The organism is Deltaproteobacteria bacterium (assembly GCA_029860075.1).
Lineage (GTDB): Bacteria > Desulfobacterota > JADFVX01 > JADFVX01 > JADFVX01 > JAOUBX01.
Genome location: JAOUBX010000049.1, coordinates 1 through 16,403 on the forward strand (window position 1 = coordinate 1; position 16,403 = coordinate 16,403).

The 16,403-nt window shown below is 41.7% G+C and carries 15 protein-coding genes and 1 pseudogene; 10 read left to right on the plus strand and 6 right to left on the minus strand.

The window, feature by feature from the left end; all coding sequences use genetic code 11:
* Positions 1-455: 455 nt before the first annotated feature.
* Entirely contained in the window at positions 456-1,241 is a 786-nt protein-coding gene (locus tag OEV42_14025; protein MDH3975393.1) for a hypothetical protein, read from the minus strand.
* A 280-nt stretch (positions 1,242-1,521) separates the two neighbouring features.
* Here OEV42_14025 and OEV42_14030 point away from each other — a divergent pair, with 280 nt between their 5' ends.
* From OEV42_14030 to OEV42_14040, 3 genes are all read left to right on the plus strand, one after another.
* On the plus strand, positions 1,522-1,866 hold the full coding sequence (locus OEV42_14030; protein ID MDH3975394.1) for a hypothetical protein: 345 nt from the start codon (positions 1,522-1,524) through the stop codon (positions 1,864-1,866).
* Positions 1,867-2,041: 175 nt separating this feature from the next.
* Positions 2,042-2,221, plus strand: a complete 180-nt coding sequence (locus tag OEV42_14035; protein ID MDH3975395.1) for an Arc family DNA-binding protein — start codon at positions 2,042-2,044, stop codon at positions 2,219-2,221.
* Between the two features lie 509 nt (positions 2,222-2,730).
* Positions 2,731-3,270, plus strand: a complete 540-nt coding sequence (locus OEV42_14040; GenBank protein ID MDH3975396.1) for a DUF262 domain-containing protein — start codon at positions 2,731-2,733, stop codon at positions 3,268-3,270.
* A 13-nt stretch (positions 3,271-3,283) separates the two neighbouring features.
* Here the strand turns inward: OEV42_14040 and OEV42_14045 are convergent.
* Positions 3,284-4,467 (minus strand): annotated as a pseudogene (locus OEV42_14045) (IS3 family transposase).
* A 156-nt stretch (positions 4,468-4,623) separates the two neighbouring features.
* Between OEV42_14045 and OEV42_14050 the strand changes: the two are divergent.
* Both OEV42_14050 and OEV42_14055 read left to right on the plus strand, forming a co-directional pair.
* A complete protein-coding gene (locus tag OEV42_14050; GenBank protein MDH3975397.1) occupies positions 4,624-5,658 on the plus strand; it encodes a hypothetical protein in 1,035 nt (344 codons plus the stop codon).
* Between the two features lie 282 nt (positions 5,659-5,940).
* Entirely contained in the window at positions 5,941-6,420 is a 480-nt protein-coding gene (locus tag OEV42_14055; GenBank protein MDH3975398.1) for a hypothetical protein, read from the plus strand.
* Between the two features lie 571 nt (positions 6,421-6,991).
* On the opposite strand, the gene OEV42_14060 is transcribed toward OEV42_14055, so the two are convergent.
* From OEV42_14060 to OEV42_14075, 4 genes are all read right to left on the minus strand, one after another.
* Complete coding sequence (locus OEV42_14060; GenBank protein MDH3975399.1) at positions 6,992-7,951, minus strand: hypothetical protein; 960 nt, start codon at positions 7,949-7,951, stop codon at positions 6,992-6,994.
* A gap of 334 nt (positions 7,952-8,285) precedes the next feature.
* Positions 8,286-8,630: a hypothetical protein gene (locus OEV42_14065; GenBank protein MDH3975400.1), complete on the minus strand. Its 345-nt coding sequence runs from the start codon at positions 8,628-8,630 to the stop codon at positions 8,286-8,288.
* Between the two features lie 693 nt (positions 8,631-9,323).
* On the minus strand, positions 9,324-10,526 hold the full coding sequence (locus OEV42_14070) for a cytochrome C (GenBank protein MDH3975401.1): 1,203 nt from the start codon (positions 10,524-10,526) through the stop codon (positions 9,324-9,326).
* Positions 10,527-10,860: 334 nt separating this feature from the next.
* Entirely contained in the window at positions 10,861-12,246 is a 1,386-nt protein-coding gene (locus OEV42_14075) for a S8 family serine peptidase (protein MDH3975402.1), read from the minus strand.
* A gap of 238 nt (positions 12,247-12,484) precedes the next feature.
* Between OEV42_14075 and OEV42_14080 the strand changes: the two genes are divergently transcribed.
* The 5 genes from OEV42_14080 (at position 12,485) to OEV42_14100 (ending at position 16,384) form a co-directional block, all read left to right on the plus strand.
* A complete protein-coding gene (locus tag OEV42_14080) occupies positions 12,485-13,198 on the plus strand; it encodes a response regulator (protein MDH3975403.1) in 714 nt (237 codons plus the stop codon).
* Positions 13,199-13,442: 244 nt separating this feature from the next.
* Entirely contained in the window at positions 13,443-14,672 is a 1,230-nt protein-coding gene (locus OEV42_14085) for a M48 family metallopeptidase (GenBank protein ID MDH3975404.1), read from the plus strand.
* Between the two features lie 246 nt (positions 14,673-14,918).
* Positions 14,919-15,212, plus strand: a complete 294-nt coding sequence (locus tag OEV42_14090) for a hypothetical protein (GenBank protein ID MDH3975405.1) — start codon at positions 14,919-14,921, stop codon at positions 15,210-15,212.
* Positions 15,213-15,227: 15 nt separating this feature from the next.
* Positions 15,228-15,422 (plus strand): hypothetical protein, encoded by a 195-nt coding sequence (locus tag OEV42_14095; GenBank protein MDH3975406.1) that lies wholly within the window; start codon positions 15,228-15,230, stop codon positions 15,420-15,422.
* Positions 15,423-15,715: 293 nt separating this feature from the next.
* On the plus strand, positions 15,716-16,384 hold the full coding sequence (locus OEV42_14100) for a cobalamin-dependent protein (protein MDH3975407.1): 669 nt from the start codon (positions 15,716-15,718) through the stop codon (positions 16,382-16,384).
* The last annotated feature ends 19 nt before the right edge of the window (positions 16,385-16,403 follow it).

Below are 16,403 nucleotides of genomic sequence, written 5' to 3' on the forward strand. Positions count from 1 at the left end.
TAAAGAGAGGCTTTGTCCTTTAAACCCGCAAGCCCCTCAGCTATTACGTTAGCAGGTATATGAGCGAAGAACGAAAAGAAATGGAACGCGCCCTGAAAGAGGCTTTTAAATATTAGGGACACTTCCCATTTTAAAAACTAAGAAACAGGGTCGCATCTTAACAGGCTGTCCGAGAATAAGTTTTGGATTGTTCGCTTAATAATTAAGATGCTACCCTCATATCTCCTCATATCTCACAGGGTAACTGGATGGTTTTGCGTGGAGACGTTTATGCCCTTTGGGTACTGAGGCACGGAGAAAGATGGTACAATAGCTGATGAAATTTTTTTAATCTTATTGAACCAACATTATTATCTGCCGGGAGCAATAAAAAAGCCTGAACCGATATTGATTCAGGCTTTTCTCTTTGATTTATACTTTTCCCGGAATGGTTACATCTGGGCAATTAATTTATATCATTCATTTAAGCACTGAATAAAAATGTCATTAGAGCATAACTGTTTACTATTTATCGGGTTGCCTGATTCTTTATATTTCTTCTTGGCATGGGAAGGGTTGACCCGAACATCAATAATGTTTGAAGCAAGAGGACTCCATGAACCAGGATGGGGATTTTCTGAAATATTAACATAGATAGCAAAGCTATCGGGTGAACTATATAATACGGGAATTATATCAGCAGATAATGAGGCACTTCCTGTTCCTGTCGTATATACCTCAAATGTACTGGTAGTTAAAGTAAAGGCATTAGCTTCTCCTGTATTGAAACCTAAATATACAATACCGTTATTAGTAGAAGAGAGCCGGTAATCGAAGTCGACCTGAAAGGTTGTTAAGATCCCTTCTGTCACTGAAGTGGGGGAACTAAATGTTATTTCTATGGCATCACCATTACAAACGTCCGGTACCGATGATGCTCGTACATATTCGAAAATAACGTTGCCGTCGGCATCTTTAAGAGTAAGAATATTCCCTTCAAGAGATAAATTGAAGCTCATAGAAAAAATATCCAATTTATCACCATCTACTGAGCCCGTATAAAATGGTGCATATCCATTATGCATGGTGCATTGTCGCATTGTAACCGTATTATCACTTTCTATTTCCAAATAGTGCTTTCCGGACTCGTTATACCAGGCACCCGCATAGGGTGAAGTATTAGAATTATCACTATCGTCTCCAAAGCAACCTATTAGCATTTGGCATATTAGTGCAATAGTCAGGATATCTTTTATTTTCACTTTATCATTTCCTCCTTTTGATATATATGTAGTGTCATGTTTTGAAATTTGACTATTGTATCATGTTTTCTTGATGTTTAAAAATTTTATTTGATGAAATAGAACAACAGTGATCGTTAAAAAAAGAGCTAAAAGGGTCGCATCTTAATTATTAAGGTGCGACCCTCATATCTTCAACTTTCAAGCACAAAGTTGCAATCTTTGCTCGAATATGATTTAGTCTTAATCAAAAACTTTGCGCTGCTGGTTGGCGTTATCCTTATGTTTTAAAGGTGCATCAATGAAAAGTAGAGCCATTTTAATTTCATTCATTTTTTCAGCATTATTAATGACGAGCCATTTATTTGCTGCCGATGCAGTTCCATATACTATTCAGAGTATTAAGTCTGTTGGTTCAGGTTACGTTGAGTTAGTTGGGCCAGGTAAAATTCGGGTTAAAGATAAAGTATTGCCTTATGTAGACACCAAGTACATTAGGGTAAGCAGTATTGGAACCATGACTAGTATTGAAAATATTACAAAAGGTTGCATGCTTGCCTACGCATCAGAGGGGTATGCTGAAAGTATTACCGTAAGCCGGCAATCTTGCGATCAAATACTCACCGTTATTAATAGTGCCAAATAATTCTAAGAAACGGGGTCGTATTTCCTCGTACATATCCCCCACGACCCATATATCAAATTCTCCTTCTTTCTGCTTTACTTCAGACATGGCTTGACTCCTTAAATGAATGAATGTGGTGATATTGTCATCGTATATCTTCATTGTCAAGATTTGTTATTCGATTATAATGCAAAGCATGAAGAACACAGTCCAAAAGAAAACGGAACGCTTCACAATTGTAACTATTCCAATAGTGATCGAATCACTCAAAAAAGTTGCAAAATCAAATGAACGTTCTCTGAACTGGCAGATAGAGCGGATTTTGAAAGATTGGTTGCTTGAAAAGGGTGAGATTAAGCAGAAAGACCTGGATTAGTATTTAAGCAATTTCTGCAAAACCGGATTTGAATGAATGAAAGGGAAGGTGTGGAGCCTTCCCTTATTTTTTTTCTGTGCTTGATAAATGCCTGGTTGCAAGCCTGACCTCAGGCCACGCAAATCTTCCTCACTTCATGAAAAAGGGATATTGAAGAAAGAGAAAATTATTGAGGAGATAAAGAGGTTAAAGGAGCGACAAGAAAAGAAATGACTTCTTCCTGTAGTCATCATTATTAACTCACCCTGGAAAGTAGTAGCTTTCAAGCAGTAATAAATACTTTACTTCAGCTTTCTCAAGTAGGAGAAGATATTAATCATGAATACATAATCGATTTCTTGATAACATGAAAAGTGTGGTGTTAATAGGTTAGGAATTTTAGGTTTTGTATCTATTAGTGTCAGCAAATTTAGCTCAAATCGATTGACAAGTGTCAAGTTGATGAATAAAGTAGAGAAAAACTCGTTAATAACATAGTTAGCTAATAAGTACAATTAAGAAAGGTGAAAATGAAAGATAAAAAACAAGCCAAATCTGGGCCAACCGCCTCTCTACCAAAAGACCCCCAGCCAAGTGTAGACAGAATAGATGACCTAGCATCTCGGGTAATAAAGGGAGATATTTTACTGCCCAAGTTTCAAAGGGATTTTGTTTGGGAAAGGTCTCAGGTGCTTAATCTTCTAGATTCAATTGTAAGAAATTACCCGATTGGAAGTATTTTGCTTTGGCAAAGCCGACAAGAACTTAGAAGTGAAAATAAAATCGCGGATCTTGAGATAAATCTCCCCAAACCGGATTATCCGGTAAACTATTTGCTAGATGGGCAACAGCGTTTATCGGCAATTTGTGGTTCGATGTATTGGCACGGTACAAATCCACAAAGTATTTGGAACCTTGCTTACGACCTACGATTGCAAAAATTTATTTTTCTAGATTCGTTGGGCGATCCTCCACAGCACCAAATTAGAATGAATAAACTCAAAGATCCCTCATCATTTTATAAGCATGTCGCTATGCTTTCAAATCTCGATGTGATCCTCCCCCACTAATGTGGAGAGTAAGTTAAGCCACTTTTTTATACTCTACCCATTCTTCTTCAAAAGATACAGGTGATTTATAGTTGTTCGTAGAATGCCTTCTCCGCCGATTATAATAAACCTCAATATAATTGAATAAGCTTTGCTCCGCTTCCTGATCATTCTTGAAGCAGACATGATGAGTCAGTTGTGTTTTCAAGGTATGAAAAAAAGACTCTACAACCGCATTATCCCAGCAATTACCCTTCCGGCTCATACTTTGTATAAAACCGTGGGTTGATAGCTTTTCTCGAAAATCTCTACAGGCATATTGAATTCCACGATCACTGTGGACCATCAATCCCCTGTCAGGCCTCCGCCTTAATATCGCTTTGTTCAGCGCTTTCATCGTTGAATACCTTTCAAGGGAATCACTTAAATCCCAGCCCACTACAATCCTGGAAAAAAGATCAATAAAAACACTTAGATAATACCACTTTCGTCCAATTCTCAAATAAGTAATATCACCTGCCCAGACATGGTTGGGAGAACACACATCAAACCCCCTGTTTAACAGGTTTTCCGCAACAGGCTCTTTGTGCCTGGAATCAGTTGTTGTTACAAACTTCTTTACCGTTTTACATCGTAAGCCTTCCTTTTTCATTAGTCTGGCGACCCTATTCTTGCCTACTTTGGAGAATTCAGGCTCGGAATTCAGGTCTGCCGTTATCATTGGACTGCCTGCCATACCCTTATGCTCTTCAAAAAGTGCTCTTATACGCTGATTTAAACGCTCATTTTCTTGACTTCGACGGGATTTCGGGGCTTTGAGCCAACGATAATAACCACTGGGGGCACATTTTAAAACCTGGCACATTTTCACCACAGGGTATGAGTCGTTGTTTTGCTCAATAAATTTATATCTCATCACTGTGCTCTGCTGAAAATGGCCATGGCCTTTTTTAAGATGTCACGCTCCATCTCCGTATCTTTTAGCTTCTTCTCAAGTTCTCGCAATCGCTTCTGGTCTTCTGTTAAAGCCTCAATGCCCTTGCCAGGAAATGCCAGCTCACCTTTTTTCTCTAAGGCTTTTCTCCATTGATAAATCAGATCCTTACTGATCCCCAATTTCTCAGCAACTTCCGATACGCTTCTTCCTGGCTCTTGAGCCAGCATCACCGCATTTCTCTTAAAGTCTGAATCATACTTCCTTCGATCTTGAATACCCATTCTTTCCTCCTGTCGTGTTATTATAACGACTTAACTGGGTCTCCACAATATCGGGGAAGGTTCAATGCTGGCGACAAAGACAAACTAAAAGACAATGCAGATCTTTTATTCAATCGGTTTAAGGATTATAAGATTGCCGTAGTTACCCTTGGTGACATGTCTATCGAAGACGTTGCTCCAATCTTTGAAAGAATTAACAGTACCGGTACAAGACTCACAATAGTTGATTTAATGCGAGCCGCAACTTGGAGCCAGGATTTTGACCTCATTGATGCTATTGACGACGTGAGAGCAGTACTATCAGAAAAGGGTTTTGCAGATTTAGATCGTAAAGTTATTCTTCGAACAATGTCTGCGGCAGCAGGGGGTGGTTTTTCGGTAGATAGCATTGGCAGCTTGAGGAAATTTGGCTCAGAAAAATTAAAAAAGGCAGCCCTTGAAGCAGAAGAAGCCTATCGTCTTGCTGTTGATTTTTTATCAACACAAATAAAAATACCTTCGGTGGCAATACTCCCATATGCAAATCAAATTGTTGTTTTAGCTGATTTGTTTAGAAAGTTACCTAAACCTAGTGCTGAACAATACAAGGAAATCCATAAATGGTTTTGGCAAACTGCGGCGTCTGGGTATTTTAGTGGCTGGAACACTGGCATGATGGCTAGTGACAAACAAGCCGTAATAAAGTTTGCCGATGGCATTGCACCAAATATAAATGTCCCCAGTGCTGTAAGACCCCCTGTTGGAATTTGGTCTAGCAGACAATTCAGAGGTAACGGAGCCCATGCAAAGTTAATTGGAATTTTACTGGCATATCACAATCCTGTTGATTTGTTGACTGGGCAGGTCATTGAAGTCTCAAGAGCCTTGGCTTGGACAAACGCCAAAGAGTATCATCATTTTTTTCCGAAAGATTTTCTTAAAAGAAAGAAAGTCGATAGCTCAAAAATTAATTGTCTAGCCAATATCATAATGCTTTCATCATCTAGTAATAAAATCATTTCCAATAAATCGCCATCCGAGTATTTGCCTGAGGTTGCAAAAGCTGCAGGCGCTGATTTAGAAAAATGGCTCGATTCAAACTTAATAACTATCGAAGCTTACGAAGCTGCGCTAAACGACGACTTTGAATTGTTTTTAAAGCTTAGAGCGAACATCTTTGATAAAGCTGTCAATGAACTTGCCCATTGGTAAAGGCATTGCTTCAAGTATTGCGAAAGCTAACAAAACGCTTCTAGTGATTTTAAAACCGCTGCGCAGTTTTAAAACACCAGAGCTTTGGCGTTCAAGCTGTAGAAAAACCCGATTTTTTGAATTTATTTAAATTGAGAAAGATTTTTCAAAAAAATGACCTCTAAGATTAGCCTGTAAGAGGAGTTCTCGCAGAAAAGAGGGGTTTGGAGACCCCTTTATTTTACTAATTATTTATTTTAGGGGGTTTTCTACAGCCTCGTTGGGCCTACAAAGGAGGCAATCATGAACTATCTTAGCAATATAATTTCCCTTTTAGCGATAGTTGTAAGTGTAACTGCTCTCACTAGAGCTCGTAAAGCTACCGAAGGTGTAGAAAAAAAAGAACTAATGGATAAACGAAATTTATCTCGACAAGTCACCACGGCAATGCTGGCACGGATTGATTACCTCCTAATCAGAAGAGCAATGATGAGAGATGCAGTTTCTTCACACAAGAATGCTAACAGTATACCTCAAAATAAGGCAGATGAGATTGATGCGCTACTTACAAAATTAGACCAGCGTATTGAGAGTCTGGAAAGAATGAGAGGCAAAACTACTGAAATATTGGATACTTTAGACGATGACAACGAAATGGCTGGTAAAGATATAAACTACTTTATAAATGTTCTTGGTGAATATGACACGTGTAAGACATATTTAGAGGGCAACGCATTTGATGCTGAGTTAATTGAGGATCAGCGATGTATTGACAACTTATAGTTTGCCATTTGAATTACTTGGCCCAACCCAACATTCAACCCGACCGCTATTAGCTCGTTTCACTCGCTAAACGCAGCCGGTTAATTAAATCGTAATACTCACTTTCAACCAATAATCATTGATTCTGTAATTTAGTAATTCCGTTGCTTTGTAGGTGTAACAAATATCCTCACACCTCATTAAGTTGACCCCCCCCCTTTATAATATCCTTTTCACCATCAACAAATTCATATTTCAATCCCTGAAGGGGCGAGTCAATCCATTTTGACCGCCCCTTTTCTTTTTTGAACAGCCCCGTAGGGCGGATAAGCCTGCGCCATCCGCCGCATGATTGAAGCATTACACCATGCCAAATTACAGACGACGAAGAAACAGAGTCGCATCTTAATTATTAAGTTTTGGATTGTTCGCTTAATAATTAAGGGACTGTTGCTCAAAGAAACAGAGACCCTTCGGCAGGCTCAGGGTGACAGAGGTAGCAGGGTGAGTGCAGCGCAGTGAAACCTATCCTTGCTACTATATGCCAGACTCTATAAAAAGAAAAAGGCCGGATTACTCCGGCCTTTCTTCATTACCAGGGGAATAATGGGAACAAAGAGATATCACCAACAGCTCTACTGTATGTAATAAACTCCCTTAAAACAGGATTATCATTCTTGTCAAAAATAAATCGTGAAATTCCGCTACCACTCTGACCATCAAGACTTGTAACAAAAAGTTCATCGCATTTGCTTAGTGCAACTCCACGCGGGCTGCCATCAATGGAAATATACCCATTATAAACAGGATTATTATTTTCATTAAATAATATCCGATGTACTCTCTTATATGCCCCACCATCTGCAATAAAAAGTTCACCCTTTCTGTTAAAGGTTAGCCCATGAAGTCTTAGGGCGCCGCTGACATAAAAATAGCCATTGCTGCTCACTTGACCTGTCTCCGGATCAATAAGCCATCTGTTCACTCGGGAACTGTCATGTGTGGTAAACATCTCTCCTGACGCAGAAAAAGCGATATCCTGATTTACATACTCACCTGTATTAAATGACCCATCAGCTTCAGCCAATGAAGTTGCATTTGTAAACTTAAAACGGGATATTTTACCATTCTTATAGCCTGAGGCATAAAGCTTGCCGTCAGGACTAAAAGCCACACCAGAAACAACATTAAGATTATTACCTGTAATTTCCTCTATATGTGTAAAGTTGCCTTCCGAATCAAATTTGAAACGGTCAATACTGCCCTGCCCGTTTACGATACCATGACGGTTAGCAATAAAAACCTCTCCAACAGAGTTGAACGTAGCGTAAAAAGGATCATTAAAATAGGAGGAAGGAATAGAAGACAATTGTGTAAAAGGGCCTGTTCCTCCGAATCTGTAACGCAGGACAGGACCATTATTATTTGGATTTATACCCGGTACGGTATGAGGTACAATAACCATGTAATCTGCACAACATGCCAATAATGAAGCCGAACTGGTAAGAACCAAAAATAGAGTTAATGTTAATAAAAAAAACTTCCTTTTCATTTTTATACTCCTCATTATAATTTTAAAATAGTTTTCCCACAATCTACCGCGATTTTTACCGCATGAAAATATCAATGTATGATAATAACCACCCCCTTTTAACAGGACGAAATGAGTTCGTTTTTGGACGACACATCCTCTATCCTTATTTCCTGAATCTAATAGAGTGAGGGCTTACCCCCTCATCCCTCTTGAACCACCCGGCCATAAGGTTCATATGCCAGGATAATTCCTGAAAAGAGCTAAAAGGATCGCATCTAATTATTAAGCAAAAATAAAAAATTAATATTATGATGTAACTCTATGACCCTTTGATAGTTAAGATTCAGCCCTTCTATTCCATATCCCTCATTTTGGTTCCTAAATATGTACCACCACCTACAGTAATTGCAAGTATAGGGAGAACTGATAAAGGAAGTATAATGATGAATGATAAAAATGTGATCACAAACATGGGTAAAGAACTTACAATAAAATAATTTATCCATGGTTTTTTAAATTCCCTGGAGAATTTCCCGCACACAAGCATTACCCCGAAACTAATGGCAGAAGGGGCTGCCGTGGCCTCTAACATGCTTTTAGATGTTCCTCTCATTAAGTAATCCACAATGAAAAGGGTTTGCATAAGTCCACATACCAGGCTAATAAAGTAGAATATTATTTTTTTTAATTTTTTCATATTACATTTTCCTCGTAAAAAATGGATAGCGGGCCTGTTGAAAAAGTTTTTCAGGCCCTTCGACAAGCTCAGGGTGACAAGTTTTTTTATTGATAATATTGGCTTTGACTTGTCATGGTGAGCCTGTCGAACCATTGAAGGTGGCTTTTTCAACAGCCCCACAGCTACCGCTAAAATTGTTTTAAGATTCTCAAACTAAAAAGACCCCTCCCCCGATCACCGGGCAAGAGGTCTTTAAAATCCTCTTCTCATTTTTTTCTCATTATGCATTTTTGTTTTTTGCTGCCCTTTGAAAGGCCTGAAAGGATTAATATCTCTCATTGTATTGGAGGCAAGTATTTCTCCTCCTCCCTTGTCTAAAGGGCAAGGTTTAAAGAAACAAGAATCACATTATTTTTAAAGAATGTTACACATACTACACTATGAAGCTGATGTTTAAAGGGGGAAAAGGGTAGGTTACCCTGAAAATACCCCGATTCCAATTGCGGATTTGGGATGGCCGATGGGGAAAGACGCAGGGGAAGGATGAGTTCAGAGTTCAGAGCCGCTGTGAAGAAATATATATTTGTTTGATAATTAAGGGGATTTAAGGATTGGAAAGGCTTTAAGGTTTGCCGCACCTGCGAAGATAAGCTTGATAAACTCCGCAGATGCGGCAGGGTTATTTTATTTCGTTTCCTTCTAAAACTTGTACTAAAGCTTGTAGCCGTCTGAGAGCGTTTTTAAGAACTCGACGATAGCCCACTCTTCATCGTCAGTTAAACGGAGATCTCCCAGTTCGTCTTTGTTAACATTTTCGGCCACTTCAGGTTCAGGCCAGTCGTTAATGTCCCGCGTGTTGTAGAAATGAACAACCTCTTTAAGCGATTTAAAGACACCGTTATGCATATAGGCCTTTGGAAATTTAGCGCCCGGCCTTTTATCCACATTTCTCAGCGTCGGGACTTTATGCTTGCCGTAGTTTTGCGCTGCATACATTGCCCATTCGGGACGGGTCTCTAAAAAGCCGCCCAGACCGGGATCAATCCAGCTTGCGCCCATGGGATTAATGGCGCTTCCGTCATCAAGGAATTCTTCATCCATGCTGTAAAAAGGATTTTCCGGGTTTTTGGGGACGCCAAGATTGTCATAGGTGAAATCGGTAAAGAGCGGCGGCTCATTGTTTGTGCCCACATCACCGGGATGGCATAAATTACACTTGCCCTTGCCATTAAAAAGTGCCAGCCCCTTTTGCTCTATTTCCGTCAGATCAACCATTCCTTTCAGGTAATAGTCATACTTGGATGAGAAGGGGTTAACTTCAGCCGATGCCTCATAGGCAGCAATAGAAAGACCGACTTTATCGTAGGTTGCCATAATGCCCGAATCGCTGCAGTCAAGAGAACCGCTTCCCCAAACCTCCTCAAAGAGCGATGAATACATTGAAGCTGCAATCTGTTCACAGACAGCCTGCCTGCTTGCATTGTTCTGCTCGACAGGATTCAGAAAGGGACCAAGCGCCTGTTCGGCAGCGGGGTTGCCAAGCCTTTCCCCTGTGGCCCGGCCGTCCCAGAAGTTGCCGCCCACAAAAAGACCTTCCCCGGCGTCATAGTGGAAAACGGGACTTAACGTCGCATAGGCGGCGCTCGGTGGCTTGCGATTGCCGAAACGCGTTGGCACTGCGCCTCTTAAAACAGCGCCATGTTTATTTATTCCCGGAATGGGGCCTGTAAATCCGACATCAGGATCGTGGCAGCCGGCGCAGGACATCCAGTCCGGATCGGAAAGCTTGTCAAAGAAAAGGTGTTTCCCCAGACGTTCTGCCGGTGAGAGTTCCCCGGCTATTGCATTTGCCGCAAAAAATAATGAGGCTATGGTAACAGTAAAAATAAATCGATTAATGATGTTTTTCTTCATTTTGTTAATTCCCCCTTACTAATTTACTATTTAACGATACTTGCAAAAACTTATTAACTGTTGCCCTTTAATCTCACAGGATACCCATTATTATCCCCCCCTCTATGAATTTTATGGCTTATAGATGATGGGACTTGCAGTTTGTTTCAAATTTTTTTTGAATGTTTTGTAAAATGATTGCAGGGACAGTCCTGTTGCCCTTCTTTTCAGGCAGGTAAGGCGGATGCCTTCTGAGATTTATAAGCAGATCCCCCGTAGAAAAGACAAAGCCCCCGGACCTTCAGGGCCGGGGGCTGCAAAAATGTTTTTCTGAAAGAGACTGATTTTACATTGATTAGGGACAGGAGGCGAGCGCTCCGCAGGCAGAGATGACGCCTTCCCTTATACCATCATAGGTATAGCTTGAAACGGGTGAATCGAGCGGTGCTGTTCCAATCAAAAAAGCGTTGTTTTTAATCCCCGATCTTACCACTTCCGGCTCGAGATAACCGTTTGCTTCTTCAAACATGAGCGCAATGACTCCGGCAACGTGGGGCGCCGCCATGCTGGTTCCCGACTTACGTGTTGTTCCACCTGCCGCTTTCAGCGACAAGATCCCCTCTGACTGAATAAAGCATCGCTGATGAATATGTTCGGCTTTTTCACCGGGCGCCGATAGGGTAACAGAAACGCCATCCGTTGAAAAATAGGATGCGCTATGGGCGGGAATAATACCGCTATAAGACTTGCATCTGCTCATTCCGTCCTGTGCTGTCGTGCTGGCTACACTTATAACCTCCGCATAGGCTGCCGGTATTGTTTGAGATACCTCCATGCCGGGGTCATTGCCGGCAGCAACAACGATTGAAATTCCTGATTCATAAACTTTTTTGATGGCATCATGGTAAAGAGGGTTGTCTGAAATGTTGCCTTCTCTTCCCAGACTCATGTTTACGACACGAATGGGGGGGGTAAGTGTTTCACCGTAATTATAAACCCATTCAAGGCCTGCAATGATGGCAGAATCCAAACCGCTGCCCCTGTCATTCAGTACTTTTACCGCATAAGGCGTTGCCTGGGGCGCTACGCCCACAACATTGATATCATTGTCCAGCGCCGCCACAATTCCGGCAACATGGGTTCCATGGCCTTCTCCGTCATTACAACCGGCATAAGCCGTAAAACAGGGGGAGCCCACAGCGAGATCGGCATGGTCCATATCAATTCCCGTATCGATTATGGCAACACCAATGCCTGTGCCGGTCACAGATAATGCGCCCGGAGCCGCGCCGATGAGTTCCACACCGGAAGGAACGGTCTGACCTGATTCTCTGCCGCCCTTTCCACCCGGGCTTTCCGGTTTTACAAATACACTGGTTACCCTGTCAGGAATAATGGATTTAACTTTTTCATTTTTGGAAAGGGATAAATAAGTCGCTTCATCGGGCACAAAAACTGCGCTCCCATTTACAATATTGAAATTAAATTTTAGCGAGGCGCCCGCTTTTTTAACAAGCTGAGCACGCTCGTTTTCTGTGACACCTTCAATAAAGGCTATAATGCCCCGGCAGGGAACCTTTGCCTGTCCCGGCAGAAACCCCGGTTTACAGGGGGGGGCAAAAGCCGGAGCGCCTTTTGGCGGACCTGATGCGGTTTCGGCTGCAGCAGGCGGCAGGTTAAATGAAAAGCTGACGATGGTGATGAAAAGGGCTGTTGTGAGACTTTTTAACAAGGTGGTCATATTTATAATTCCTCTCTATAATAAAATTAGCAATCCGTTGTGTGAATATATAAGTCTATAAAAATTGGATTCTACTGTAAAGAAATTAAAAGAGGAAAAAAGAGCGGGGAGCGCTTAAAATAGCCCGGACGGGTTGCGGGTTGCAGGTTAGCTTTGTCATTTCACTTTTTCCGGCACAGTTGAAAGCTCTCCTTCAGTGATGGTAAAATGAATTCATCTTTTATGATTGAGGAAAAAAATGACTTCCGGCGCTGGAAAACTGAAAATACTTATTGTCGATGATTCAAGCTATTATTTAAGACTGGGAGGCGCCTTTCTCAAAAGAAGCATCTGTAAAATGATGACGGCGCAAAATGGTAAAATAGCGCTGTCCCTGATTAAAGAAGAGCAGCCTGATCTGGTTATTATGGACTTTAAAATGCCTGTCATGAACGGTGATGAATGCTGCCGGCTCGTCAAGGCCGATGATAAAATAAAAAATACCCCCATTGTCATGATGGCAAACGCCTGGGATCTTAATGCCAAAGAAATATGTGAAAAAGCAGGTTGTGATTATTTTGCTTTTAAGCCCGTCAATAAACCGCAATTTTATCATGCCATACGAAAATACCTGAATCTGAAGGAGCGCTCTTTCCCGAGAGTTTCCTCTGACGCTGCTGTTTCCTATTTTTATAATAAATTTGAAGATGAAGGCAAGTTGCTTAATATCAGTGAATGCGGAATGTTTCTTAAAAGTATATTCCCCTTGCGGGAGGGGGCGGAAGTAAGCGCTCTTTTCAAGCTTACCCGTCTTGGTGATCCTGTGAAGGTAAAGGGAAAAGTGGTCAGGGCAGTTAACAGGGTTGATGAAAGCTCTGCTTCAGTAAATCTGGGAATGGGAATAAAGTTTATTTCTCCTTCTGATTATGTTAAGAGTACCATCAGCCATTACAAAAGGATTAAAAAGATGTAGCCTGTAATTTTCATGCTTATCCGGTTTTTTTATGGATAAGCACTTCCCTCCCTTTCAAGGGGAGGGGCAGGCCTGAGGCTCGGAGCCAACGGCTCATAGAGGTGGGGATGCTTTTTTCTCAGAAGTAAGGATGCAAAAAACTACCCATCCCCCTCCTTACCTCCCCCTTGAAGGGGGAGGAATAAATGCTGAAAAACCAGACCGAACAAGGCTGTGTAAAAATAATATGGAATTAAGGACTTAAATGAATATTTATGCATTGATCATCATTGTCGCCCTGCTGGGAAGTTATTTGCTGGAAGTATTTTCCGAAGCGCTTAATCTTAAAAACCTCAAGCCTGAACTTCCCGGGGAATTTAAAGGTTACTATGATGAGGAGAAGTACGGCAAATCACAGGAATATACGAGGGCAACGACAAGCTTTGGCCTTGTAAGCGGTACCTTTGACCTTGTCCTTCTTCTGGCATTCTGGCGCCTGGGAGGATTTAACTCTCTTGATATGTATTTAAGAGCTTACGGCTTTGGTGAAATTGCAACGGGCCTTTTTTATATCGCTTCGCTTCTGCTTGCCAAGACGGTTATTTCACTTCCCTTTTCCATTTATTCCACCTTTGTTATTGAAGAACGCTTCGGTTTTAACAAAACCACGGCCGCTACCTTTGTGGCTGATCTTTTCAAGGGGATCATCCTGTCAATGATTATCGGTGGTCTTGTTATGGCAACGGTGCTCTGGTTTTTTGAAACGGCGGGGGCGCTTGCCTGGTTTTACTGCTGGATTGCCGTCACCTTCTTTATCCTGCTCCTTCAGTTTATAGCGCCCACCTGGATTATGCCGCTATTTAACAAGTTTTCCCCCCTTGAAGAAGGGGAACTGAGAAATTCCATCCTGGCTTATGCAAAGTCCGTTAATTTTTCCGTTGAAAATCTTTTTGTTATTGACGGCTCAAAAAGATCGAGCAAATCTAATGCCTTTTTTACGGGTTTTGGAAAAAACAAGCGTATTGCTCTCTTCGATACCCTTATCGAAGGGCACAGCGTTTCTGAACTTGTTGCCGTTCTGGCCCATGAGATTGGCCATTTCAAGAAAAAGCACGTTATCAAAGGGATGGTCATCAGTATCATTCATATGGGGATTATGCTTTATCTTCTCTCCATCTTTGTCAGCCACAGGGGGCTTTTCGATGCTTTTTACATGGAGAATGTCTCTGTTTATTCGGGGCTTTTATTTTTTGGTCTTCTCTTTTCACCTATTGAAATGGTCCTTTCCATATTCATGAATATCTTTTCCCGTAAGAATGAATACGAAGCCGACCGTTTTGCGGCAGAGACGACGGGAAGGGGTGATGATATGATAAGCGCCCTCAAAAAACTCTCTGTCCACAACCTGTCGAACCTGACGCCGCATCCCTTTTATGTTTTTCTCAATTATTCTCACCCGCCGCTTATTGAAAGGATAAAGGCTATGAGGGGGTAAAACCGCCCATATGCCGGGTTGAATCCTGATTTATCTCTTTGAAGCCCATCCTCCCCCCGGCCCTCTACCGTCAAGGGGCACCAGGGTCCTTGAAGGAGAGGGAGGGCAAAAGAAATTCCTTCCTGGCTGCAAGATGAATCTTCTCATTTTTTCTGCTATCCTAATAGTAAAGAGGACCGCTAATAATTCATAGCCGGAATTATTAGCGATTCCCGGGAGGCTGAATTTAACCAATAGGAGGGGAAAATGGAATTTTTTATGCCGCTGTTCATTCTTATCTTCATCGCCATGATGATTGCTCACTCCGTTTATGTCCATATGAACTCGAAGAAGCTTAAAGCCCTTTTTGAAGCAGCCAATTCAAAACAGGGTGAGCAAAAGGTTCTCCTGTCATCGCTGCTCGGTAAATTTGAAAAGATGTATATTTACAGGGAAGCTATCGTATCGGCTGATACGAAAGAGGTAAAAGACCTCTTTGGAGAACTCATCGATGATGAGGACAAGCATCTGAAAATTTTGAAAAAAGCACTTGTAAAGTAGACGTGGAGGATAGCTATGGAGGAGATCAACTACCTTAAGGAAGCTCTGGAAATTGAAAAAGAGGCCCTTGAAAATGCCAAAAGATGTTATGACTTCTACAGTAAAAGCGGAGATACTGAACTGGCTCAGGCAATTAAAAGCATTAGGGACGATGAAGAAAAGCATGTGAGCAAAATCGAGGTCCTCATCAAAAAAATGGAAGTAAAATAGTTTAGTCCTTTTTTTTACGGGCTCTCATCTGCTATATGACGGCAGGCGAATATAAGCGCTTCCCCTGCATTTTATCGCATTCTTTCTTTTCCCGCAAAAGCTGCGCCTGCGCCCTTTCCCGCTTAGGGGCTCTTTTCTTCAAGGCCGGCAATCCGTTCTTTTGACCTTTTCCTGCAAGCAGGGGTTTTTTTTCTTAAAAAGCCATAAATAGTCTGGAAGTAGTCTTATATATCAATTATAATAGATTTGTTTATTTTTTAATAAAACGCCTGAAAGGAAGGTGAATTGTTTTTATGTCTCATTTTTCAGAGCTTATAAAGCTTGTCGAAAAGGGCGAGAATGCGAAGGCTGTCGTTGAAGCCGACCGCTTGCTCCTGGCCGGGTTTACAGGGAAAAAAATTATTAGTGAGGGGCTTGTGCCGGCCTTGCAGTCGCTCAAGCATAAATGCACCATAGAAAACTTTCAGCTTCTTGAAGTGCTCCTCTCCTCACGGGCCATGGTAGAGGTGATAGATCAGGTGATAGCCCAAAACCTGAAAGGGAAAATGGATCAGATCATTCATATGAATGATATTACCGGGGACAAAGAGGGCGCGTCAAAAGTTATCGTTATCGGCACTATTCAGGGAGATATTCATGATCTGGGCAAGCATCTTGTGGCCACATTGTCGAGCCTTTCGGGCATTAAAGTCATTAATCTCGGAAAAGATGTGCCCCCCCTGGCTTTTGTCGACGCTGCCGAGAGGGAAAATGCCGATTTTATCTGCGTCTCTTCACTGATGACGGTTTGTCTTCCCACAATTAACGAAATAAAGCCGCTGTCGAAAGGCCGCGGTATTAATTCCCTTATCGTTGCCGGCGGCGCAGCCGTTCAGCAGGCAGAAGAGGGCTATCTCGATGTCGATTACAGGGCTTTTGATGCCTTTGACGGCATTAATTATTTTATGAAGCACGAGGGATAATACCTTTCATAATACTTAT